Raw genomic sequence first — 21872 nt, 5'->3', positions numbered from 1 at the left:
TGATGTCATGAGACATGCCACGATGACGTCCCCGGACCCGGACAGCGCGCCGCGCTGGACCGACCTATTGGCGAGCGATGACTTGGCCCCCGGTGCCCGTCGGGTGGTGAAGACCGATCGCGGCAAGCAGATCGCGCTCTTCCGCCTCGACGACGGGAGCGTGCGGGCCTGCAACAACCAGTGTCCGCATGAGGGCTACCCGCTCTCCCAGGGGAGTGTCAGCAAGGGGGCGGATGGCGCCTGCCTCCTCACCTGCAATTGGCATAATTGGAAATTCGATCTGGAAAGCGGCGAGACGCTGGTCGGCGGGGATCGGCTCAGAACCTATCCCACGCGCGAGCGGGCCGGACGGATCGAACTCGACCTCGCCGACCCGCCCGCCTCCGAGGTCGCGCGGCGGTCGATCGCGGCGCTTCTCGACAGTTTCGACCGGCACGAGTACGACCGCATGGCGCGCGAGCTCGCGCGGCTGGAAAAGGCGGGCGGCAGTGCCGACGACGCGCTCGCCGCGACGATCCGCGAGACGGCCGACCGCTTGGAATATGGCGCGACGCACGCCTTGCCGGCGGCGGCGGATTGGCTACGCCTGGCGCGGAACCCGGCACCAGCGAGCACGAACGCGCCGGAGCATCGCCTCGTCGCCTATCTGGAGGCGATCGGCCATTTCGCCTGGGACGGCCAGCGCTGCCCCCGCCATCCCTTTCCGGGCGGCACGGCGGATTGGGACGAGGCCGCCTTCCTGGCGGCCGTCGAGGCGGAGGACGAGGCGGGCGCGCTCGCCCGCATGCGCGGCGCGCTCGATGCGGGCCTTACCTGGGACGCGCTGGAGCCCAGCTTCGCCCGCGCGGCGTTGGCCCATTACGCCGATTTCGGCCATTCCGCGATCTATACCTACAAGACCCGCGACCTGATCGCCTGGCTCGCCCCCGACCGGGAGACGCTGGAAGCCATCCTGGCGATGCTGACCCGAAGCCTCGTCCTCGCCCCGCGCGAGGATCTGATTCCGGAATTCAAGGAGTACGCGCCCTCGCTCGCCGCCTGGCGCGCGGGCACCGGCGACTTGCCCGCGGCCGAAACGCTCGCGCGCGATTCCGTGCGCAAGGTCCTGGCGGCGACGCGCCGGGCCGGGGCGGCGGCCGATCCGCTGGTGCTCTATGACCGGCTTCTCGCGGCGGCGGCGGACCAGATGCTGCGCTTCGATCTGTCCTGGCAGGCACGAACCGACGGCCCGGTATCGCAGAACGTCACCTGGCTCGACTTCACGCACGCGCTGACCTTCGGCAACGCCGTGCGCAAGCTGGCGGAACGCGCGCCGGATATCTGGCCGGCGGGTCTGTTGCAAATCGGTTGTTTCCTCGGGCGCAACGCGGCCTTCACCGACCGGACGCGGGAATACGGGACGGTTCCGGAGGCGTGGGCGGTCGACATGCCGGAGCGCTTCCATGCCGACGTGCTGGACGGGCTCCTCGATCATGGGGAGTTCGAATATATCGTCTCCGCCCACAAGCTGAAGCTGACCGTCGCGCTGGCCGAGGAAGCGGTGGAGCGCCCCGAGGCCCCGTGGCACGGCCTCGCGGCCGCCGCCCTAGACCGCTTCCTCCACAGCCCCCTCAAGCGCAAGCATGCCCTGCGCACCGCCCGGCAATCGATCGACTTCGTGCGCGCGGAAGCGTGATACCAAATCTTGTTGCGCCTGCTTCATGCGGATCGCGTTCGGCTTTGGTCGGGTAGGAAGGGTGGCGCGGGCGATGCGGGGCATCGTCAAGCCGCGTTGACGCCCTCCGACGGAAGCCGAACGCGACCGAAGGGCGCGTCGCCCGCGCCTCGCCATGCCCCGCATCGCCACGGCACGCGCTCCTAGCCGAGAACCCGGGAGGGACGTCCCCATGGGGCAGAAGCAACAAGATTTGGTATCAGACGAAAGAAGGGGCCCACAGCCCGAACGAGAAAAGGGGCACCGCCCGCCAAGGCGATGCCCCTTTCCGTCGTACCCTCTCGGGAGGTGGCCGCTTAGGCCGCCTTTTCCTTGGCTTCCTTCAGATAGCCAAGGACGGTATCCACGTCGCTGACCTCGAAGGGATCGCCGGGCTTCTCCGGCTCGACGAACATCTTCTCGATCGTGCCGTCATTGACGACCATGGCATAGCGCCAGCTGCGCTTGCCGAAGCCGAGATCGGCCTTGTCGACGAGCTGCCCCATCTTGTCCGAGAATTCGCCATTGCCGTCCGGGATCATCTTGACCTCGTCGTCGACGCCCTGCTCCTTCGCCCAGGCGTTCATGACGAAGCTGTCATTGACGCTGAGGCAATAGATATCGTCGACGCCCTGGGCGCGCACTTCCGCGTTCTTCTCGAGGAAACCCGGCAAGTGCGTGGACGAGCAGGTCGGCGTGAACGCCCCCGGCAGGGAGAACACGACGACGCGCTTGTTGCCGAAAATCTCGTCGGTCGTCACGGCCTTCCAGTTGCCGTCCTCGCGCGTGCGGAACGTAACGCCCGGAACCTTGTCGCCTTCCTTCAACATGGATGAACCTCCTCCTTCAGGATTGAAGATGGTTAAACCGCCAGCTATCCGGCGGCTGAAAACCTGGGTCAGGTCCGAGCCCTAGGCTCGTCCCTGGAACAGTTCTAATGTGCGTTTGGACGGCGCGAAATCAAGTGCATTCTAGAATTATTAAAAAACTTTATCCGCGATCTTTTCGCAATTTCCTTAGCCTCGGTCCCGAAGCCCGGCCAGGCTGGGCGCGACCGTCTCGGTGAGGAGCCGCGCCCAGCCCTCTCCCGGACGGCGGCAGAAGACCCGCGCGCGGGGATACCAGGGCGTGCCGTCGGTCCCCAGCATGACCCAGTCCCGCGGCCGGTAGAGCGCCCAGAGCGGCGCGCCGAGCGCGCCCGCGAGGTCGCAGACGGAACTTCCCGTCGCGATCACGAGATCCAATTCCGAGATCAACGCCGCCACGCGGTCGAGATCCTGCCTCAGGTCGAGATCGGGCCACCGGGCGATTCTGATGTCGTGGGCGGTCTCGGCGCGGGCCAGTTCCCCTTCCACATCGCCATATTGCAGACTGACCGGCCGGACACCCGCCATCGTCAGGATCGGCGCCCATTCGTCGAGCGGGCCATGCGCGCTGTCGCGCCGAGAACTGGTCAGCCCGCTGCGCCAGGCGACTCCGACCTTGAGCCCCGGCCCCAGCGCCGCGAGACGTGCCGCGAAATCCGCCCGGGCCGCCGGATCGGCTTTCAGATAGCCATCGCGGTCGGGGAAATCCGCCACCCGCGCGCGCAGCATGGCGGCAAGGCTTCCCATCGGAATGCGGCGGTCGCCGTCCCGCGCCGCGACCGCGTCCGTGGCGGCGAAGGCGAGCCCCGGAAAGGAGCGCCGGGCGAGCGGCAGCAGCCGCGCATCGCATTCGACAAGCGTCTCGCCATCGGCGCGCGCGGCCGCCTCCCCGACAAGGCCAAGGAAGCGGATTTCGTCCCCCACCCCCTGTTCCGGCCAGATATGCAGGCGCGCCGCCTCCAACCTCTCGCCCTGCCAGCGCGCGGCGTCGGGCTCTCGATTCGGGCGGCGCTCGCCGCAGGCGAAACCATGTTCGTAGAGCGCCCATCCCTCCTCCAACCGGCCGAGGGCCAGAAGCCCCATGCCGAGCTGGAAACGGTGCCGCGCGCCCTCCGGATCGAGGGCCAGCGCGCGGCGATAGGCCGTCTCCGCCTCCTCGTGCCGGCCGGCCATGCGGAACAGATTGGCATAGTTGCCCCAAGCCTCGGCATAGTCCGGCGCGAGGTCGAGGGCCCGGCGATAGATCGCCTCCCCTTCCTCGAACCGTTCCGCGGCCGTCAGCACGACGCCCAGATTGAGCAGCGCCGGCACGCTCTCCGGCGCGGCATCGACGGCCGCGCGCGCAGCCGTTTCCGCCTCCACCAACCGGCCGTCGGCCACCAGAAGCGAGGCCAGATTGATCGCCGCGCCGAGATTGCCCGGCTTCAACCGATCGACCCACCGGAAGGCCGCCTCCGCGCCCGAGAAATCGCCCGCATGCTGGCGCGCGACGCCGAGGACGATCAGGATATCCGCATCCCCCGGGTCGGCCGCATGGGCGGCCTCGGCATGGGCGACGGCTTCCGCCCCCCGGCCCGCCTGGATCAAGAGCGCCGCCAGATGATAGGCCGACGCCGCATGGCCGGGGTCGAGCGCGCGGGCCTCCCGCAGCACCGGCTCCGCCGCCGCGAAATCTCCGGAAAGCCGCAGGAAGGCACCAAGTTGCATGCGCGCGCCCACATCCCCGGGGGCCAGCGCGACGGCCCTGCGATAGATGCGCTCCGCCTCCTTCGCCCGGCCGAGCCCCTCCAGCGCGGCGGCCAGATGGAGATGCACCTCCGCATCCCCCGGCAGATGCTTGGCGGCGCGGCGCAGCAGTTCCGCCGCCGCCTCGTGATTGCCGATCTGAAGCGCGAGCGCGCCGCGCAGGCGAAGCGCCTCCGCATCGTCCGGATCGGCCTGCAATGCCTGGACGTAATAGCGGTCGGCCGCCTGCAACCGGCCTTGCTCATGCAATTGCCGGCCGAGCGTCAACAGCGCCTCGCGCCCCTCGGCCCGGTGCTTGGACGCCTTACCGGCGTTGCCGACGACGAGGCCGCCCGCGCCGCCGGTCTGGGCCTTGCGCTTGGCGGCCGCTCTGCGTTCCTTGCGATTCATGACGACGGGACGCTAACCGACTCGCCCCGCCCCGGCTATTTCTTCTTGAGCGTCAGCGCCGCCGAGTTGAGGCAGTAGCGCAACCCCGTCGGCGGCGGGCCATCCGGGAAGACATGCCCCAGATGCGCGTCGCAGGTGGCGCACAAGACCTCCGTGCGCGTCATGAAGAGAGAGCGATCCGTGCGTTCCGCCACCGCGTGGTCCGTCACCGGTTCGGTGAAGCTGGGCCAGCCGCTGCGGCTGTCGTACTTCGTCTCCGCGTCGAACAAGGGCGCATCGCAACAAACGCAGCGATAGGTCCCCGGTTCCTTGCAGTTCCAGAACTGGTTCTTGAAGGGCCGTTCCGTCCCACCCTTCCGGGTGACCTTGTACTGGTCGGGCGTCAATTGACGCCGCCATTCCTCGTCCGTCTTGCGGACCTTCCGCATATCCAAATCGGCCATCAGGATGCCTCCGTCAGTCGGGGACCCTCCCCCGCTCCTTCACCCCCACCCGCGATCACGCGCACCCGGCGGAGAAGGTCATGCATCGGTCCGTCGGCGATGCCGAGTTCATGGAGCGCCAGGACCGTGTTCTCCAGATACTCCCGGCAGGGGCCGAGCCGCCCCGCCGCATGCGCGATGCGCCGCGCGGCCTCGTCCCGGTCCAGATCACCGGCATAGCGGTCGCATTCCCGCCGCATCACGAAGGAGATGGCGCGGAACCGCGCGCCCGTCTCCTCGTCCAGCAAATGGACCCAGCGCGGACAGTAGGAGCCGGCCAGCATCTCCCGCGCCCAGATGATGTCGAGCTCCTCCTCCGCCGCCTCCTCGGCGATGCGGAAGGCGACGCCGCGCACCGACCCGCCCCGGTCGAGGCCGAGCACGAGCCCCGGAAAATCCTTGCTACCCCGCCCTATCGGCGTCTGAAGACAGAAGCTGCGGTGATAGCCGAAGAGTTTCGCCCGGCATTTCTCGACATAGTGAAAAGCCGGGTTCCACATCAGCGAACCGTACCCGAAGACCCACAGGCCCGCGCCAACCGGGCGGCTCGCCAATATCGCATCGCGCGACAGACGGCGTTCCGCGTCGCTCAAGGGAACGATGCCGTTCTCGCGCATGCTTTCTTCCGCCATGCGCTGGAAATAGCCGCTTTTTATGCCCTCGCGATCGACCGCCATCGTTCCGTGTGTCTGCCCGCCTTTTCCGACAGCATTCTTGACGCTTTTGATATTAGTGGACACTCGCCCGCATGCAAGGGCGGGTTACCCAAGTAAGGCCCCGATCCGGCCTAGAGCGGCAGATCGACCAGGATGACCTCGGCATCCTCGCCCCCTTCCGAAGGCGCTTCCAGCCTTATGGTCTCGGTGTCGCGGACCAGGATTCCGTCGCGGGTGTCAGCCGGCACGCCGTCGACGATCAGCCGGCCGCGCGCGGCGACCAGATAGGCCTGACGGTCACGGCCCAGCGGGTGATCGATTGCAGTGCCCGCCGGAACCATGCCGGCGAATAGGGTCGCGTCCTGGTCGATCGGCGCCACGTCTCCGACACCCTTCCGGCCGGAGGCAAGCGGCTTGAGCCCGCCGCCGCCGTTGTCGCCGGCCTTCGGGAAATGCCGCGTTTCCCAACGCGGAGCGCCGCCCTTGCCGCGCGGCATGATCCATATCTGGAAGAGACGGGTCGGATCGTCCTCCAGATTATACTCCGCATGGACGATACCGCTGCCGGCGGACATCACCTGGATGTCACCCGCCTCCGTCCGGCCGGTATTGCCGAGGCTGTCCTTATGCGTGATCGCGCCCTCGCGGACATAGGTGATGATCTCCATGTCGCGATGCGGGTGCGGGTCGAAGCCCGTGCGCGGCTGGATCGCGTCGTCGTTCCACACGCGCAACGGTCCCACGCCCATGCGCTCCGGGTCGTGATAGTGGCCGAAGCTGAAATGATGCTTCGCGTTCAACCAGTCGAGCTGAAAGGCACCCAGGCTGTCGAAGGATCTGACCTCAACGCTCATTTCGTCCTCCGTCGCGCCGCCGGTCACGCCGCCATCAGGTTTTCACGCCCATGCGGGGCGTCGAAATTCAGCAGCGGCCCCGCCGGCACCACGCCGGTCGGGTTCACGTGATCGTGGCTTTCGTAATAGTGATGCTTGATGTGCCGGAAGTCGCAGGTCTCCGCCACGCCGGGCGTCTGATAAAGGTCGCGGGCATAGGCCCAGAGGTTCGGATAATCGACCAACCGGCGGATATTGCACTTGAAATGGCCGACATAGACCGGATCGAAGCGCACCAGCGTCGTGAACAGCCGGATATCCGCCTCCGTCAGCCGGTCGCCCATCAGATAGCGCCGGTCGGCCAGCCGCTCCTCCAGCCAGTCCAGGCTTTCGAACAGCGGATGCACCGCTTCCTCATAGGCCTCCTGGGTCGTGGCGAATCCCGCCTTATAGACGCCGTTATTGACGGTGTCGTAGATGCGGGCGTTCACCGCATCGATCTCCTCGCGCAGATCGGCCGGATAGTAATCCCCCGGTTTCGCGCCGACGCCGTCGAAGGCGTCGTTCAGCATACGAATGATCTCCGCCGACTCGTTGGAGACGATGGTATCCCGCTTCCGGTCGAACAGCACCGGCACCGTCACGCGACCCGAATAGTCCGGCGCCACGTGGGTATAGAGCTGGTGCATGTAGTCGACGCCATGGATCGGGTCCGGGATAACGCCGGGACCGTCCTTGAACTGCCAGCCCTGACCGCCCATCAGCCAATGCACGACGGACAGACCGACCATCTTCTCCAGCCCCTTGAACTTGCGCATGATCAGCGTGCGATGCGCCCAGGGACAGGCGAGCGAGACATAGAGGTGATAGCGCCCGGGCTCGGCCTCGAAGCCTCCCTCTCCACCAGGACCGGGCGCGCCGTCGGCGGTCACCCAGTTGCGGAAGGCGCTATCCCATCGCTTGAACCGACCGCCGGTCTTGTCCGTGTCGTACCATTTGTCATGCCATTCGCCATCGACGAGCAGTCCCATGGGTCCATCCTCCGGTCGGTCGTTGTTCCATGCGTTCCCCGCCCGCCGGAAAATGGCTCCGACGGGCGGGAACAATCGTCCCTACGCGCTCAGCTTCGCGGCGATCTCCGCCACGCGCTTGCCCTGCGCACGGGCAAGGGTCAGGTCGATTTCCTTCGGCTTCAGCGACCCGTCGCCACCGGCGATGGCAGCCGCGCCATAGGGGCTCGACCCGCGAATACCGTCGAGATCCGCCAGCTCCGGATTGTCGTAGCTGAGCCCGACAATCACCATCCCGTGGTGGGCCAGCGTGTTCCAGAAGCTGGTCACCGTCGTCTCGTGCCCGCCATTGGTGCCGGTGGAGGTGAAGACGCTCCCGACCTTGCCGATCAAGGCGCCCTTCGCCCAAAGCCCGCCGGTCTGGTCGAGGAAATTGCGCATCTGCGCGGCCATGTTGCCGAAACGCGTCGGTGTTCCGAAGAGGATCGCGTCATAGTCGCCAAGTTCCGACGGGTCCGCGATCGGGGCCGGCTGATCGGTCTTGACCCCCATCTTCTCGACAATGTCGTCGGGCATCAGCTCCGGCACGCGCTTGATCGTGACCTCGGTTCCCGCGACGCCCTTCGCGCCCTCGGCGACCGCCTCGGCCATCGTCTCGACATGGCCCCAGGTCGAATAGTAAAGTACCAGAATCTTCGTCATCTTGCCTTCCCCTTTCATCGCGCGCCCAGCAGGCCATCGCCCTGCCGAGGTCAATTGGTGTCTCGCCGCAATAGGTGGGCGGAAGCACTGGGCAAACAATCGGGCTCCTGGTAATCAGATTGTTGATGGATCGCGAACAATGAACGAAGGGCATCTCCGCCATGCACGATCTCAGTGGAATCGCGGTATTCACCGCCGTGGTCGAGGTCGGTAGCTTCACCAAGGCGGGCGAGCGGCTCGGCCTCTCCAAATCGGCTGTCAGCAAGCAGATCACGCGCCTGGAGGAGCGGCTGGGCGCGCAACTTCTGAACCGCACGACGCGGCGGCTCAATCTGACGGAGGTCGGGCAAGCCTTCTATGAGCGCTGCCGGCGCATCGTCTCGGAAGCGGAGGAGGCGGAGCTCGCCGTCACCCGCCTGCAGGTCGATCCGCGCGGGATATTACGCCTCTCCGCGCCGGTCAGTTTCGGGATCGAGCATCTGGGCCGCGCGCTACCCGATTTCATGGCGCGCTATCCCGACGTCCAGATCGACATGGAATGCGCCGACCGCACGGTCGACCTTCTGGAGGAAGGATTCGACATGGCGGTGCGGATCGGGCGGCTGGCCGATTCGAGCCTGATCGCCAAGCGCATCGCCTCCAGCCGCCGGATGGTGCTGGCCGCGCCGGATTATTGGCGCCGGCACGGCAAACCCACGCACCCGCGCGAGTTGGCGAATCATCATTGCCTGACCTATGCCTATCAACAATCGCAGCAACATTGGGATTTCGCCGAGCCGGAAACCCGCGCGCCCTTCACCGTTCAGGTTCCGACCGGACCGATGCATGCCAATAACGGCCATGTGCTGGTGGAAGCCGCGATCGGCGGCCGGGGCGTGGTGATGAGCCCCTGCTTCATCTGTGGGGAGGCATGGCGTGATGGGCGTCTGGAGCCCGCGCTGGAAGCCTTCGAGAGCGATCCCGTCGGCATCCATGCCGTCTACCCGCCGAGCCGCCATCTTTCCGCCAAGGTGCGCGCCTTCATCGATTTCCTGACAAGCCGCTTCGCCGGGCCGGAGGAAACCTGGCCCTGATCGATTCGTCGCGGGACGCGGCGTGACGATCGGCCTATTCTTGCTTCGCTCGAAACACGCGAACGGAAGGCTGCGGGTCATGCGCATCCTGTTGATCGACGGCCACCCGGACCCGGCGGGTGACCACTTCGTCCACGGGCTGGCCGACGCCTATGCGGCCGGCGCGGCGGAAGCCGGCCACGCGGTGACGCGGATCGATGTCGCGCGCCTCGACATTCCCGTCCTGCGCACGAAACAGGCGTTCGAGCATGAGGAACCGCCGCCGGATATCGCCGCCGCGCAAGCGGCATTGCGGGCGGCGGAGCATATCGTGCTGATCTATCCGCTCTGGCTCGGCACCATGCCCGGGCTCGTGAAGCTGTTCCTGGAACAGGTGCTCCGGCCGGGCTTCGCCTTTTCCTATGACGGCGGACGCCTGCCCCGGAAGGCCCTGGGCGGGCGATCCGCGCGCGTCGTCGTCACGATGGGGATGCCCGCCCTCGCCTACCGCTGGTTCTATGGCGCGCACAGCCTGAAGAGCCTGACCCGCAATATCCTGCATTTCGTCGGCATAAGGCCGGTGCGCTGGACGCTGATCGGTGGGGCCGAAGAGTTGGACGACCGGACCCGCGCCCGCTGGCTCGCGCGCCTGCAACATCTCGGCGTGGCGGGACGTTGATCCCCTATCCCGGCCGGTCCAGCGCCACGCGCCATGCCATCAGCAGACCGACGGCGGCCGCGCTCACCCCCATCACCAGGGCCATGCCGGGCGGTCCCATGACTTGCATCACGCCGCCCGCGATCGGCCCGCCGGAGAAGGTGCCGAGCTCCCAGGTCAGGATGAAGGCCGCGTTCGCCGCCGCCATGCCGCCCAGTTGCGCGAACCGCGCACCGAGCAGCGCGAGCGCCACCGTGTAGATGCCGATCAGACACCCGCCCCAGACGATCACCATCGGATAGAGCAGCACCGGATCGTGGGTAAGCGGCACCAGCAACCCCGCCCCGGCGACGGAGACGAGGGCAAGCAGCACGATCAGCCGATGCCGGTCCCCGACCCGGTCGGCGAGCCAGCCGATCGGGAACTGCAACAACAGCCCCCCGCCCAGCAATGCCGCCTGCAACAGCGTCGCGTCCGATTCCGGCAGACCCGCGCGCACGCCATAGAGCGCCATCAACGTCAGCGCCGCCCCCTGCGCCACCCCCATCAGCAAGCCCGCCGACATCAGGCGCGGCGCGATGCGGAAGACCTTGGCGAAGGCCGCCTTGGCCATCGGCTCGAACACCGGCGCGCCGGACCGGCCCGGCAGGATGGCGAGCGCGGAGAGGACGGAAAGCAGGATGATCGCGACGAAGGCCGTCGATCCGCCCGTCCCGATCAGATTGAGCACCAGCGGCCCACCCGCCGTGCCGCCGATGAAGGCGGCGACATAGATGGAAAGAACGCGGCCCCGCTCCCGCTCGTCGGCGGCGGCGTTGAGCCAACTCTCGCTCGCCACCCAATGGACCGACATGCCGAGCCCCGCGACGAAACGCAGCGCGGTCCATGCCGCGTAACCCGGCCAGACGATCATGGCGAGCGTCGCCGCCGCGAACAGCAACGCCCCGCCGAACAACGCCCCGGCATAGCCGGCCCGGCGCAGCACCTGCCCGATATAGGGCCCGGTCACGAAGATCGCGCAGGAGGACGCGGCGGCATTGACCCCGATCAGCAATGCGCTGGTCCCCGCCTGATCCAACCGCAGCGGGATCAGCGGCAGGAACATGCCGATCGCCAGACCGAAGCAGATATTGCTGGCGATCACCGAGGCATAGCCGCGCATCCGCGCCCGCCTGGCGGCGGGGGGGACCGTGTGGGCACCGTCCGTCATGATCAGCGCCCGACGGCGTACCCTTGCATGTTGCGCGGATTGGCCCCAGCCTTCAGCGTCCCGTCGGGATCGAAACCGGCGGCCGCCAGCCGGCCCTCCGACCAAGGCGGCGCGAGGCTCACGTCATGGCCGCGCGCCTTCAGCCCCGCGACCACCGCCTCCTGGAAACGGCTTTCCATCACCACCTTCCGGGGGGAGGCATGGCGGGGATAGAAGCTGTTCGGGAAATGCTCGATATGGAATGAGGGACAATCGATCGCCTGTTGCAGGTTCATGCCATGATCGATGTGCCGGCAGAGCATGACGATCTGCATCTGATCCTGCTGGTCCCCGCCCGGCGTGCCGAAGGCGAGATAGGGCCGCCCGTCGCGATGGGCGAGCGAGGGGGTCAGCGTCGTGCGCGGCCGCCGTCCCGGCTGCAACGCCGCCGGCGCCGCCGGGTCGAGCCATGCCATCTGCAAGCGCGTCCCCAGCGGGAAGCCCAGCTTCGGGATGACCGGGGAGCTTTGCAGCCACCCGCCCGACGGCGTGACGGAGACGAGATTCCCCGCCGCGTCCGCCACGTCGAGGTGACAGGTGTCGCTGGCGTGAAGCTTGGATTCCTGCGCCGTCGGCTCGCCGCCGCCGAACCCGGCCATGATGCCGTCCACCGGCTTGCGCCGGCAGGCGGCCTCGTAATCGATCGTCCAGTTATTGCCGCCGATAACGCCCGGCTGGAAGGCGCCGGACGCCTCCGCGCCGATCAGTTTCCGCCGCTCGCCCGCGTACTCCTTGGACAGCAGGTCCGCCATCGGCACATCGACGAAATCGGGATCGCCGTAATAGGTTTCCCGGTCGGCATAGGCGAGCTTCATCGCCTCGACCACGGTATGGACGAATTCCTCGCCCTCCGGGTCCATGGCGGCGATGTCGTACCCTTCAAGCAGCGCCATGGTCTGCAACAGTACCGGCCCCTGGCTCCACGGCCCGCATTTGAACAGGGTGCAGTCGCGATAGGTCGCGGAGACCGCCTCCTCATAGCTCGCGCGCCAGCCGTGCATATCCTCCATGGTCAGCAGACCGCCGTTCTTGCGGCCGGTCGCGTCCATATGCGGCTCCTCGGCGCAGAAGCGCGCGATCTCCTCCGCCACGAAGCCGTCGTACCAGGCGGCGCGGGCGGCATCGATCTGCGCCACGCGGTCGGACCCCGCGGCCTCCGCCTCGGCCAGCACGCGCTTCCACGTCTCCGCCAGCGCGGGGTTGCGATAGAGTTGCTGGGGCTTCGGCACCTCCCCGCCCGGCAGGAAGATTTCGGCGGTCGACGGCCAATGCGCGACCAGCATGTCCTTGACCGCCTTGATCGTCTCCGTCGTCGAATAGGGGATGGGGCAGCCCTTCTCGGCATAGCCGATGGCAGGCTCCAGCACCTCGCGCAGCGTCATCGTGCCATGGTCGCGCAGCATCAGCGCCCAGGCGTCGAAGGCGCCGGGAATAGCCGACGACATCATGCCCGTGCCGGGGATGACCTCCAGGCCCATGGCCTTGAAATGCTCGATCGTCGCGCCCTTCGGCGCCGGCCCCTGGCCGCAGATGACGCGGGGGCGCTCCTCGTCGGCGCGCTGCATGATGATCGGCACGTCGCCACCGGGGCCGTTCATGTGCGGCTCCGCCACCTGCAACACCATGCCGGCCGCGAAGGCGCCGTCGAAGGCGTTGCCGCCGCGCTCCAGCATTCCCATCGCCGTCTGAGAGGCGAGCCAATGAGTCGAAGCCGCGACCCCGAAGGTGCCCCGAATCTCCGGGCGGGTGGTGAAGGGCGGTGTCGTGCCGGTCATCTCTTTTCCTCGTAAATCATCTCGTGCGCGCGGACGCGGCGCAGAGTGTAGGCCTGCCGCCCGGCGGGGCAAGCCCGGTCGCCACCCGCCTGGAATGGATCATCGACGTGGGAGAGGCGACCTACAACAGGCTCTTCACCTGACCGCCGACGGCGATATGGCCTTCCTCGGCGAAGCGCTCGTGATTCTTCTCGATGTCGGGAAGCTTATAGAGATAATTGACCATCATCCCGGCCGACTGCTCGACCCCCTTGGGGGAGAGATCGCCCATCCAATTGATCCGCTCGACCTGCGCACCATTGGAGAGATGGAAGCGCGCGACCGGGTCGAGTGGCTTGTCGCCCCGCTTCTCCTCCACCAGATAGCGCGCGCAAAGCCGGGTCAGCGGCTCCTTCAGCGCCTCGGCCAGCGCCTTGTCCCCGACCCAGGACGGATCGGCGATCAGCTTGGGCAGATGGCCCTTGGCGACCGTGCCGCCCGTCGCCTGGCGAAGTTTCTTGCGATCGTCCGCCGTCAGGATGCGCGGCGCGCCCTCCGCGATCGCGCGGTCCAGCCAACGCCGGAATCCCGGGATCGGGGAAAGGGTGGAGAAGGTCCGCAGATTCGGCAGTTCATGGCGCAGATCATCCACCACGCGCTTGATCAGGAAATTGCCCAGACTGATGCCCCGCAACCCCTTCTGGGTGTTGGAGATGGAATAGAAGATGGCCGTATCCTGCTGGCGCGGGTCGGCGGTCGGCGCCTTCTCGTCAAGAAGCACCTGGACGTTCGCGGCTAGCCCCTTGACCAGCGCCACCTCGACGAAGATCAACGGTTCCATCGGCATGTTCGGATGGAAGAAGGCATAGAGCCGTCGGTCGTCCGCCAGCCGGTTATGCAGATCGTGCCAACCACGGATTTCGTGCACCGCCTCATATTCGATCAGCTTTTCCAGAAGGGCGGCCGGCGACTGCCAATTGATCGCCTGCATCTCCAGGAAACCGATATCGAACCAGCTTCGCAGCAACCCTTTCAGATCGCGTTCAAGCGGCGCCAGCTCCGGCGCGTCGGGCAGGAACTCCAGCACCTCCGCGCGCATATCGACCAGGAACTTCACGCCCTGCGGCAGGGCATTGAACTGGGTCAGCAATTCGACGCGCGGCGCGGTCAGCGCCCGGCGCAACCGCTCCTGCGCGCCATGGCGCGCCGCATCGTCCTCCGCCGCCTGATAGGCCGCCACGGCTTCGTCCACCGCCTGTCGCGAGGGGCCGAAACGGGTGGACAGCACGCTCAGGAACTGCCGGCGCCCGGCCCGCGCCAGGGTCAGGTAGATCTGGCCCAGGCCGGCCGCGCGCTGCCGGGCCGAAACCTCGCCACCCCGGCGCTCCAGGCAGGCCTCGATCCGTTTCTCCAGATCCGCCAGTTCGCGCGTGCCCAGTTCCGTGCGCCCGGCGAGCGGACTTTCCGTTCCGCTCAAGTCCCGCCAGGCGCTACGCACGCTCTCCCAGGTGCGAAGGAGGAAACCGGGCGCCTCCTCGGCGCCGCCCTGCACACGTTCGCTATCCAGCATCGGATGGGTCCTTCCCGGTGCTCGCCGATCGACGCGGGCGCGCGCCGCCGCCCCCGCTACTGATCCGCATATGTGGGGCGATTGACAAGGCGGCAAGGGGCGTCACCATACCGCCACGATCCGCCTGCCCGTGCCCCGTGTCCACCGCCCCGACGTCCCGCGAAACCGTCATGGAGCCTCCCCGATGAGCGACGACCGCCTGCCGACCCATCTTTGGATCGGCGCCGGGCTGAGCCGCTGCTCCGCCGCCGGGATACCCGCCGTCGTCCTGCACAAGGGCGAGCGGATGAGCGGCGTCGTCCTGGTCAAGATCGCCCGCGTGGCGGAAGGGGCGCGATTGCTGACGCAGCAACGCGATCTCGACGGCGTGCTGGGCTGGGTCCCGGCCCTCGGCTCGGAGCGCGTGCCGGAGGCCGACGCCGACGCCTATATCGAACGCGCCCGAGCGCGCGACCCCGACCTCTGGGCGATCGAGGTGGAGGACCCGAGCGGCCGCAACCCCTTCGACCCGAAGGAAGCGGAGGACCAATGAGATGCGGGGATTGAACGGCATTCCCGGCCATTCCGAACGGGCTCCCCTGGGGGCGTCCCGGAAAACCGCGGCCTCTGGGCCGTGAACTCAGAAACGGGATTCCCCGAATTCGGAATCACCCGCGTTCCGCGCCGACGCGCCGGGCGGCCTTGCGCAGGGCGCGCATGGCGGCGCGGCGTTCCGCGCCCGCCGGACAGACCAGGGCATCGACATTGACGCCCGCCAGCCCCTCGATCGGGACCGCGACCAACCGGCCGTCGCCCACCGCCTCCCGGTCGAGCAGGACAGAGACGCCGAGACCGATCGCCACCGCTTCCTTCACCGCCTCCCGGCTGCCGAGTTCGAGCGCGGGGGCGAGGGGCAGGTCCGCCTTGACCGCCGCCGCCTCCAGGAAGCGGCGGGTGTTGGAGCCGCGTTCGCGCACGATCAGCGGCTCGCGCAGCAGATCGGCCAGCGTCAGCGCGGACGCCCCGGACAGCGCATGCCCCACCGGCAGGACCGCGACCAGCCCCTGGCTCAAAATCGGTTCGATGAACAGACCGTCGCGCTCCGTCGGCTCGCCCATGATGGCGGCGTCGACCCGGCCTGCGCGCACCTCCTCCAGCACCCGCCCGGCATTGGCGAGCATGACCGTGAGCCGCACCCCCGGATGGTCCGCGCGAAAGGCCGCGATCACGTCGAGCGCGACATGCGGCCCGTCGGCGGCGAGCGTCAGCGCCCCGATCTCCAACCCCCGCGCGGCATCGACGAAATCCTCGATCAGGGTTTCGCTGGTGAACATGCGCCGGGTCAGGTCGAAAAGCCGCTCCCCCTGCTCGGTCAGGGTCACGCCCTCCGGCCCGCGCCGGAACAACGCGAAGCCGCAGCGTTCCTCCAACTGGCGGATCTGCACGGTGACGGTCGGTTGCGTGACGTTCAGAAGCTGCGCGGCGCGCGACATGCCGCCTTCCCGCGCCACCGCGTCGAAGGCCCGCAATTGACTGGTGCTGAGCTTACGCATGGATCGTCCTCCGGCGAGCGCACGTCATAGATTTGACGCATGCGATAAGGCTCCGCCATAGTTTTCTCAACATCGCCCCTCAGGGCGTCTGTTTTTCCCGATGCTCCAGCGAAACCTCGATCGGCGGCAGGTCCCGGCCCTGGTTACGGGTGGCGATATCCTGCTCCAAGCTTTGGGCGATCGCCTCGATCAGCTTGGAGCCCCCCTCGCTCTCCACCTCGGCATAGAAGACGAGCGCGAGCGCGCCCGGGAATCCGGCCGCGCGCATGGCCTTCAACACATCCTCGACATGGGTCGCGATCTCCGCCTGGATCGCCCCGGCGAGCGCCCCGCCGATCCGACGTTCCCGAAAGGAGGGTCGGACATAGAAGAGTTCTGGATAGATCGAGAGGATGAGGCGCGCGCACGCGTCATAGGTGACCGCATCGAGGGAGGCGGCCTCCTCCCCATCCGGCCCATCCGATCCATCCGGATAAATCGAAAGCGCGCACTGCCAGCGCACATAGCCGACCGGCCGCTCGGTCTCCGGATCATGGGCGACGAACAGGTGATGGCGCGCCGGGTCGAATTCCGCGAGATAGGCGGCGGCGCTCTCCTCGAAGGTCGGATCGGCGTCCAGTTCGCCGCGCAGCGCGGCCAGAACCCCGGCCGCCTCCGTCTCCGACCAGGTCAGCCTCATCAGGCAGGCGGGCTGATCGAGTTCCGATTCCTCCGCGCCCATGACCCTGTAATAGGCCGCCGGCGTGCCCAGCGCCTGATTGGCATCCTCGATGCTGTGGGCTTCATACCCCCGATAGCCGTCATCGGCGGCCATGCGCGCGCGGGTGGCCGCGCCGACGCCGCGATAGGGCGCCGCCCCGGTGACGGCCGCCAGCCAGGAACTGCCACGATCCGTGGTGGACGACATGAGCCCCCTCCTCCTGTTGCATGGCGGTATGAGGCGTCCAGGTTCTTCCAACCCGTCCATTGGGAGTCAAGCGACCGCTCCCCTTCTTTCCCTTACCTCCTTTTCCTCCACCCCTTTGCAAGGGGATGGAAGGTGAATACACTCCGCTTCGAATATCTATAATAATATTGTGGATGGCGTGCAGTAGGAGCCGCGGCGCGCAAGTCCGATACCGGGGGAATGAAATGAGCGGGCCACCCCTGCCTTGGCAAGGGTGTCCGGATTGATCCTGGGCTCGGAAGGGGGGAGCGACGCGGCATGCCGCAAGCGATCGATACGGCTTGGCTGATCGTGGCATCGGCTCTCGTCCTGGTCATGCAGGGCGGGTTCTGCGCGCTGGAGGCCGGACTTGTCCGGGCGCGCAACAATATCAACGTCGCGGCGAAGAATCTCGCCGACCTCTGCCTGTCGGGCATAGCCTTCTGGGCGGCGGGCGCGGGCATCATGTTCGCCGACGGCAGCCTGTCGGACCCAAGCGCGGGCGAGATCGAAACCGGCTGGGCGGCCGCCTTGCTGCTGTTCCAGGTTCTGTTCTGTGGCACGGCCACGACGATCATCTCCGGCGCCGTCGCGGAACGGGTTGGCTTCCTGGCGTATTCCTGCGTGGTGGTATTTGTCGCCGTCGCGATTTACCCCGTCGCCGGCGGCTGGGCCTGGCGCGGCATCGACGGGGGCGCGCAAGGCTGGCTGGAGGCGATGGGGTTCATCGATTTCGCCGGATCGACCGTCGTTCATTCGATCGGCGGGTGGGTGGCGCTCGCCTTGCTGCTGGTTATCGGCCCGCGGGAGGGGCGATTCGGCCCGCATGGCAAAAGACCCCAAGCGAGCAACGTGCCGCTTTCCGCGCTGGGCGTCGTCTGTCTCTGGGTCGGGTGGTTCGGCTTCAATGGCGGATCGACGCTGGCCTTCACGGGCGCGGTCCCCTCGATCATCCTGCATACGATGTTCGCGGCCTGCGCCGGCGGGATCGCGGCGCAGGCTCTTTCCTTCTCGATCCATCGTCACGTACGGATCGATTCGATCCTGAACGGCATTCTGGGCGGCCTCGTGGCCGTGACGGCGGGCGCGCATGTGCTGACCATGGGCGGCGCGATCGCGATCGGCGCGCTGGGGGGACTCGCGACGATCGGTGCCACCTATCTCATGAACCGGTTGCGCATCGACGATGCGGTGGGCGCGGTGCCGGTTCACCTCGCGGCCGGAATCGTGGGCACGATCGGGCTGGCGGTGCTGGCCGATCCGGCCAATCTGTCCTTGTCCATGACGGAACAGCTTTCCGTCCAGGCCATCGGGGTCGCGGCGATTGGCGCCTACAGCTTCACCGTCTCCTTCGTCGTGCTTTATCTGGTCAACCGATTCGTGCCGCTCCGGGTCTCGCGGAAAGCCGAGGCGCTCGGCCTCAATATCGCGGAACATGAGGAAAGCTCGGCGCTGATCGACTTGATCGACGCCATGGACCGAAACCGTTCGGAGGACGCCTTGCCGGAGCCGGTGAAGGTCGAGCGTGGTTCGGAGGTCGAGCCGGTGGCCGCGCAGTACAACGAGGTGGTCGAGCGCGTGCACAGCCATACCCGCTATCTCGAACGCACGATGCAGGAACTGATCCATGCCAAGTCGGAGGCGGAATCCGCGAATCAGGCGAAGTCGGTCTTTCTTGCCAATATGAGCCATGAACTTCGCACCCCGCTCAACGCCGTGATCGGTTTCGCCGAGGTGATGGAGGCGGAGAGTTTCGGGCCGCTTGGGGGCGACGGACGCTATCGGGAATATATCACCACCATCCGAGAGGCGGGCGCGCATCTATTGGCCGTGATCAACGACCTGCTGGAACATTCGCGGATCGAGGCCGGCCGGTTGGAACTGGAGGAAGAGCCGATCGATGTCGGCGACACCGTCGAGCAAGTCCGCCGTCTGACGGAGGAAAGCGCCAATCAGGCGGGTGTCGCCTTGTCGGCGGTTCATGACGGGGATCTGCCCCGGCTTAATGCCGACCCCCGGCTGGCCCGCCAGATATTGATCAATCTCGTCTCGAACGCGATCAAGTTCACCGACCGCGGCGGTCAGGTTCGCATCGAGGCGCGGATGGAAGCAGACGGGCGAATCGCCCTCATGGTCCGCGACACCGGCATCGGCATGTCGCGCGAGGATGTGAAGCGCGCGCTGGAGCCCTTCACGCAGTTGAACGCGACCTATAACAAGAAACATCCGGGCACCGGCCTCGGCCTGCCGCTGGTCAAGGCGATGATGCGCCTGCATGGCGGCAGCCTGACGGTGGATTCCATGGCGGGGCACGGCACGACCGTAACCGCCCGCTTTCCCGAGAACCGTACGATCGCCATGGAGATCGCGGCGCAATAACCCCAGTCTTCCATGGCCCCCGGGGTATCTCACAGGGCACATATCCCGGGGCACATATCCCGGGGCACATCACGGGCCGGGCCGACCGGCGGCCGGATTTATCGGGTGGCTTGCCGGGCCGCCGCGTCGGCCTCGAAATCGTCCTCCAGATAGGCGCGCAGGATCGCGTCGATATCGGCATCCGCCCGGAACCCTAGGCGGTTCGCGTGATCCGTGCGCATCGATCCCGGCCAGCTTCCGACGATTTCCGCGACCGCGGGGTCGGGAACATGATCGATCAGCCCGGTATCGCCGCCGGCGCGCGCCAGGGCCTCGATCATCCCGGCGACCGTCACCGATAGGCCCGGCAGGTTGACGATTCGTGGATAGCCGATCGCCGCCCCGTCGATATCGAGACCGGCGACCAATTGCGCCACCGCGCGCCGGGGCGAGGACAGCCACATCACCGTCGCCGGATCGACGGGGCAGGCCGCGCGCTCGCCATGCAGTGGCTCGCGGATGATCGAACTGGCGAAGGAGGACGCCGCCTTGTTCGGCCGCCCCGGCCGCACCGCGATGGTCGGCACCCGGAAGCAGCGCCCGTCGAGGAAGCCCTTGCGACTGGCGTCACTGATCAACAATTCCCCCACCGCCTTCTCCGTGCCGTAGGAGGAAAGCGGCCGCGCGGCCGTGTCGTCCAGAACCTCCCCCGCGACCGGCCCGAAAACGGCGACGGAACTGGCGAAGACCACCCGCGGCGGGGCGGGCAGGGGCCGACACCGCTCTATCAGGGCGCGGACCCCGTCGATATTGACGCGCATGCCGATGTCGTAATCGGCCTCGGCCTGGGCGCTGACGACGGCGGCGAGGTGAAGGATCGCCGTCGTATCCTCCGGAATGGCCCCGGCGAGGAAGGCAGGGTCCGCGACATCGCCGACGACCTCCCGGCCCGGCAGCCCCGTATCGCCAGCCGGCATTGCGTCGACCCGCAGGATATCCTCCTCCGTCCCGCGCCGCGCCAGCAAGGCCGCCGCGCGGCGCCCAAGAAACCCGTTACCGCCCGTTATGACGATCGTCATGTCGTCCACCTCCAGAATCTGACGCGTGGTGTTTCCGGCGCCGCCGCCAGCCGGGCATCGAGCGCGGCCCGCGTCGACAGGCCGGATTGCGTGTCGATATGGCCGACCACGCCGGCCGCGTTCAGGGCGGCGGCGCGCAAGGCCCGCGCGGGGTCCGCCCCATCGGCGAGAAGCGTCGCGCAGGTCGATGTGAAGGCATCCCCGGCCCCGGCGGTGCCCCGTACCTCGACCGCGTCGGCGGCGGCGACATGGTATATCCCCTCCGCATCGGCCAGATAGGCGCCGTTGGTCCCGTCACTGACCACAAGCCGCGCACAGCCGAAGGCGCGCACGGCCGCGCAGAAGCTGGCGAGTTCCATATCGAAGCCGCCGAAGCTGAGCCCCTGACGCATCAGGGGCGGCGGCTCCGACCCGTCGTCGCCCTCATCGGCATCGGGAAGGAGCGCCGGCGCATGACTCACCCGCCGGACGCTCAAGGCGGGAACCAGCGCCTCCGCCTCCACCCGGTTGACGGCGAGGAGCGAGAGATCGCACAGCCGCTCCAGGAAGGGTTCGGCCCGCGCCGTCAATTGCCGGATTCCGGGATTAGCGGCGACGAAGGCGCCCGCCTCGCCGGCCCGGCGCACGATATCGGGGAAGCGGTCGGCGGATTCGTTGCTGAGGGCCGTGATATAGACGAGATCGCGGCCCGCGAACCGATCCGCCGCGACATCCGTGTCGGCAAGGCGTGTGTTCGCCCCGCGCCGGGTGAAGATCGTGGCGTTACGGTCGTGGCTGGCGATCATGACGGCGGCCCCCGTCTCGTCCGCGTCGGTGCGCGCGACGAAATCCGCCGCGACGCCTTCCTCCCGCAAACGGGTCAGGATTTTCTCCGCCTTCAGGTCGGTCCCGACCTTCAGGACGGCGGCGGTCTCCGCCCCCAACCGCGCCATGGCGACGGCCGCGTTGACGGCGCCGCCGCCGACATGCTCGGCGATGCTCTCCGCCTCCACCTTCCGGCCCTGCTCCAACAGCAGATAGGAGACGGCGTCGTTCGCCATCGTCATCCGTTCGATATTGCGGCTGGCCACCAGGACGATGGTATCGATCATGGCCGAGCCGATCGCGAGCGCGCGCATAGCCTTACCCCCGAACGATTCCCCAGCGCCCCCGATACACGGCGCACGCCGGACAAATTCCGGCTGTTCGGATATGGCTCATCGCGCGTTCCTTCCTTCACCGTCGACGGTGTTCATCCCCGTATTGGGCGGGCGGATGGTCTGCCATCCGGCCGGCACCGGCAAGCCGGTTTCCCGCACCGGGCAAACGGCTCCGGTT

The 21872-nt window shown here is 67.5% G+C and carries 19 protein-coding genes; 5 read left to right on the top strand and 14 right to left on the bottom strand.

From position 1 onward, the window contains the following. The first annotated feature begins 22 nt into the window (after positions 1-22). Positions 23-1675 carry a Rieske (2Fe-2S) protein gene (locus tag KAJ83_RS06180; RefSeq protein WP_210681152.1) on the top strand — a complete coding sequence of 551 codons (1653 nt, stop codon included), beginning with the start codon at positions 23-25 and terminating at the stop codon, positions 1673-1675. A gap of 335 nt (positions 1676-2010) precedes the next feature. Here KAJ83_RS06180 and KAJ83_RS06175 read toward each other — a convergent pair whose 3' ends face one another. From KAJ83_RS06175 to wrbA, 7 genes are all read right to left on the bottom strand, one after another. Continuing rightward, a complete protein-coding gene (locus tag KAJ83_RS06175; RefSeq protein ID WP_210681151.1) occupies positions 2011-2523 on the bottom strand; it encodes a peroxiredoxin in 513 nt (170 codons plus the stop codon). Positions 2524-2709: 186 nt separating this feature from the next. Next, positions 2710-4695 (bottom strand): tetratricopeptide repeat protein, encoded by a 1986-nt coding sequence (locus KAJ83_RS06170; RefSeq protein ID WP_210681150.1) that lies wholly within the window; start codon positions 4693-4695, stop codon positions 2710-2712. 35 nt (positions 4696-4730) lie between these two features. Continuing rightward, on the bottom strand, positions 4731-5138 hold the full coding sequence (gene msrB, locus KAJ83_RS06165; RefSeq protein WP_246484267.1) for a peptide-methionine (R)-S-oxide reductase MsrB: 408 nt from the start codon (positions 5136-5138) through the stop codon (positions 4731-4733). Next, positions 5138-5854, bottom strand: a complete 717-nt coding sequence (locus tag KAJ83_RS06160) for a gamma-glutamylcyclotransferase (RefSeq protein ID WP_210681149.1) — start codon at positions 5852-5854, stop codon at positions 5138-5140. The genes msrB and KAJ83_RS06160 overlap by 1 nt, the downstream gene beginning before the upstream one ends. 110 nt (positions 5855-5964) lie before the next feature. Beyond that, on the bottom strand, positions 5965-6687 hold the full coding sequence (locus tag KAJ83_RS06155; RefSeq protein ID WP_210681148.1) for a pirin family protein: 723 nt from the start codon (positions 6685-6687) through the stop codon (positions 5965-5967). 23 nt (positions 6688-6710) lie between these two features. Next, positions 6711-7697: a glutathione S-transferase family protein gene (locus KAJ83_RS06150; protein WP_210681147.1), complete on the bottom strand. Its 987-nt coding sequence runs from the start codon at positions 7695-7697 to the stop codon at positions 6711-6713. 81 nt (positions 7698-7778) lie between these two features. Next, positions 7779-8378 (bottom strand): NAD(P)H:quinone oxidoreductase, encoded by a 600-nt coding sequence (gene wrbA, locus KAJ83_RS06145; RefSeq protein ID WP_210681146.1) that lies wholly within the window; start codon positions 8376-8378, stop codon positions 7779-7781. A 161-nt stretch (positions 8379-8539) separates the two neighbouring features. On the opposite strand from wrbA, the gene KAJ83_RS06140 reads away from it, so the two are divergent. Both KAJ83_RS06140 and KAJ83_RS06135 read left to right on the top strand, forming a co-directional pair. Beyond that, on the top strand, positions 8540-9451 hold the full coding sequence (locus KAJ83_RS06140) for a LysR family transcriptional regulator (RefSeq protein WP_210681145.1): 912 nt from the start codon (positions 8540-8542) through the stop codon (positions 9449-9451). A gap of 79 nt (positions 9452-9530) precedes the next feature. Next, a complete protein-coding gene (locus KAJ83_RS06135) occupies positions 9531-10109 on the top strand; it encodes an NAD(P)H-dependent oxidoreductase (RefSeq protein ID WP_210681144.1) in 579 nt (192 codons plus the stop codon). A gap of 4 nt (positions 10110-10113) precedes the next feature. On the opposite strand, the gene KAJ83_RS06130 is transcribed toward KAJ83_RS06135, so the two are convergent. The 3 genes from KAJ83_RS06130 to KAJ83_RS06120 form a co-directional block, all read right to left on the bottom strand. Next, a complete protein-coding gene (locus tag KAJ83_RS06130) occupies positions 10114-11298 on the bottom strand; it encodes an MFS transporter (RefSeq protein ID WP_210681143.1) in 1185 nt (394 codons plus the stop codon). 2 nt (positions 11299-11300) lie between these two features. Continuing rightward, positions 11301-13112, bottom strand: a complete 1812-nt coding sequence (locus KAJ83_RS06125; protein ID WP_210681142.1) for a gamma-glutamyltransferase family protein — start codon at positions 13110-13112, stop codon at positions 11301-11303. 121 nt (positions 13113-13233) lie between these two features. Next, positions 13234-14661 carry a malonyl-CoA decarboxylase gene (locus tag KAJ83_RS06120; RefSeq protein ID WP_210681141.1) on the bottom strand — a complete coding sequence of 476 codons (1428 nt, stop codon included), beginning with the start codon at positions 14659-14661 and terminating at the stop codon, positions 13234-13236. Between the two features lie 184 nt (positions 14662-14845). Here KAJ83_RS06120 and KAJ83_RS06115 point away from each other — a divergent pair, with 184 nt between their 5' ends. Further along, the gene (locus KAJ83_RS06115; protein ID WP_210681140.1) at positions 14846-15193 is read left to right on the top strand and encodes a DUF1491 family protein; all 348 of its coding nucleotides are present in this window, start codon (positions 14846-14848) and stop codon (positions 15191-15193) included. Positions 15194-15308: 115 nt separating this feature from the next. Here KAJ83_RS06115 and KAJ83_RS06110 read toward each other — a convergent pair whose 3' ends face one another. Together KAJ83_RS06110 and KAJ83_RS06105 are read right to left on the bottom strand one after the other, a co-directional pair. Further along, positions 15309-16193: a LysR substrate-binding domain-containing protein gene (locus KAJ83_RS06110; protein ID WP_210681139.1), complete on the bottom strand. Its 885-nt coding sequence runs from the start codon at positions 16191-16193 to the stop codon at positions 15309-15311. Between the two features lie 79 nt (positions 16194-16272). Next, positions 16273-17100, bottom strand: coding sequence for a hypothetical protein (locus KAJ83_RS06105; protein ID WP_210681138.1), 828 nt, complete (start codon positions 17098-17100; stop codon positions 16273-16275). A gap of 297 nt (positions 17101-17397) precedes the next feature. On the opposite strand from KAJ83_RS06105, the gene KAJ83_RS06100 reads away from it, so the two are divergent. After that, a complete protein-coding gene (locus KAJ83_RS06100; protein ID WP_210681137.1) occupies positions 17398-19497 on the top strand; it encodes an ATP-binding protein in 2100 nt (699 codons plus the stop codon). 98 nt (positions 19498-19595) lie between these two features. Here the strand turns inward: KAJ83_RS06100 and denD are convergent, their stop codons facing one another. Beyond that, entirely contained in the window at positions 19596-20555 is a 960-nt protein-coding gene (gene denD, locus KAJ83_RS06095) for a D-erythronate dehydrogenase (RefSeq protein WP_210681136.1), read from the bottom strand. Then, the gene (locus tag KAJ83_RS06090) at positions 20552-21673 is read right to left on the bottom strand and encodes a carbohydrate kinase family protein (protein ID WP_210681135.1); all 1122 of its coding nucleotides are present in this window, start codon (positions 21671-21673) and stop codon (positions 20552-20554) included. The genes denD and KAJ83_RS06090 overlap by 4 nt, the downstream gene beginning before the upstream one ends. Positions 21674-21872 lie beyond the last annotated feature (199 nt).

The organism is Marivibrio halodurans (genome assembly GCF_017963645.1).
Lineage (GTDB): Bacteria > Pseudomonadota > Alphaproteobacteria > UBA8366 > Aestuariispiraceae > Marivibrio > Marivibrio halodurans.
This window is presented reverse-complemented; position numbering and strand designations above follow the sequence as displayed.

What these genes read in the sequence shown, in the direction of transcription:
- KAJ83_RS06180 (WP_210681152.1), top strand. Translation starts at nt 23, where the DNA reads ATGACGTCCCCGGACCCGGACAGCGCGCCGCGCTGGACCGACCTATTG.
- KAJ83_RS06175 (WP_210681151.1), bottom strand. Translation starts at nt 2,523, where the DNA reads ATGTTGAAGGAAGGCGACAAGGTTCCGGGCGTTACGTTCCGCACGCGC.
- KAJ83_RS06170 (WP_210681150.1), bottom strand. Translation starts at nt 4,695, where the DNA reads ATGAATCGCAAGGAACGCAGAGCGGCCGCCAAGCGCAAGGCCCAGACC.
- msrB (WP_246484267.1), bottom strand. Translation starts at nt 5,138, where the DNA reads ATGGCCGATTTGGATATGCGGAAGGTCCGCAAGACGGACGAGGAATGG.
- KAJ83_RS06160 (WP_210681149.1), bottom strand. Translation starts at nt 5,854, where the DNA reads ATGGCGGTCGATCGCGAGGGCATAAAAAGCGGCTATTTCCAGCGCATG.
- KAJ83_RS06155 (WP_210681148.1), bottom strand. Translation starts at nt 6,687, where the DNA reads ATGAGCGTTGAGGTCAGATCCTTCGACAGCCTGGGTGCCTTTCAGCTC.
- KAJ83_RS06150 (WP_210681147.1), bottom strand. Translation starts at nt 7,697, where the DNA reads ATGGGACTGCTCGTCGATGGCGAATGGCATGACAAATGGTACGACACG.
- wrbA (WP_210681146.1), bottom strand. Translation starts at nt 8,378, where the DNA reads ATGACGAAGATTCTGGTACTTTACTATTCGACCTGGGGCCATGTCGAG.
- KAJ83_RS06140 (WP_210681145.1), top strand. Translation starts at nt 8,540, where the DNA reads ATGCACGATCTCAGTGGAATCGCGGTATTCACCGCCGTGGTCGAGGTC.
- KAJ83_RS06135 (WP_210681144.1), top strand. Translation starts at nt 9,531, where the DNA reads ATGCGCATCCTGTTGATCGACGGCCACCCGGACCCGGCGGGTGACCAC.
- KAJ83_RS06130 (WP_210681143.1), bottom strand. Translation starts at nt 11,298, where the DNA reads ATGACGGACGGTGCCCACACGGTCCCCCCCGCCGCCAGGCGGGCGCGG.
- KAJ83_RS06125 (WP_210681142.1), bottom strand. Translation starts at nt 13,112, where the DNA reads ATGACCGGCACGACACCGCCCTTCACCACCCGCCCGGAGATTCGGGGC.
- KAJ83_RS06120 (WP_210681141.1), bottom strand. Translation starts at nt 14,661, where the DNA reads ATGCTGGATAGCGAACGTGTGCAGGGCGGCGCCGAGGAGGCGCCCGGT.
- KAJ83_RS06115 (WP_210681140.1), top strand. Translation starts at nt 14,846, where the DNA reads ATGAGCGACGACCGCCTGCCGACCCATCTTTGGATCGGCGCCGGGCTG.
- KAJ83_RS06110 (WP_210681139.1), bottom strand. Translation starts at nt 16,193, where the DNA reads ATGCGTAAGCTCAGCACCAGTCAATTGCGGGCCTTCGACGCGGTGGCG.
- KAJ83_RS06105 (WP_210681138.1), bottom strand. Translation starts at nt 17,100, where the DNA reads ATGTCGTCCACCACGGATCGTGGCAGTTCCTGGCTGGCGGCCGTCACC.
- KAJ83_RS06100 (WP_210681137.1), top strand. Translation starts at nt 17,398, where the DNA reads ATGCCGCAAGCGATCGATACGGCTTGGCTGATCGTGGCATCGGCTCTC.
- denD (WP_210681136.1), bottom strand. Translation starts at nt 20,555, where the DNA reads ATGACGATCGTCATAACGGGCGGTAACGGGTTTCTTGGGCGCCGCGCG.
- KAJ83_RS06090 (WP_210681135.1), bottom strand. Translation starts at nt 21,673, where the DNA reads ATGCGCGCGCTCGCGATCGGCTCGGCCATGATCGATACCATCGTCCTG.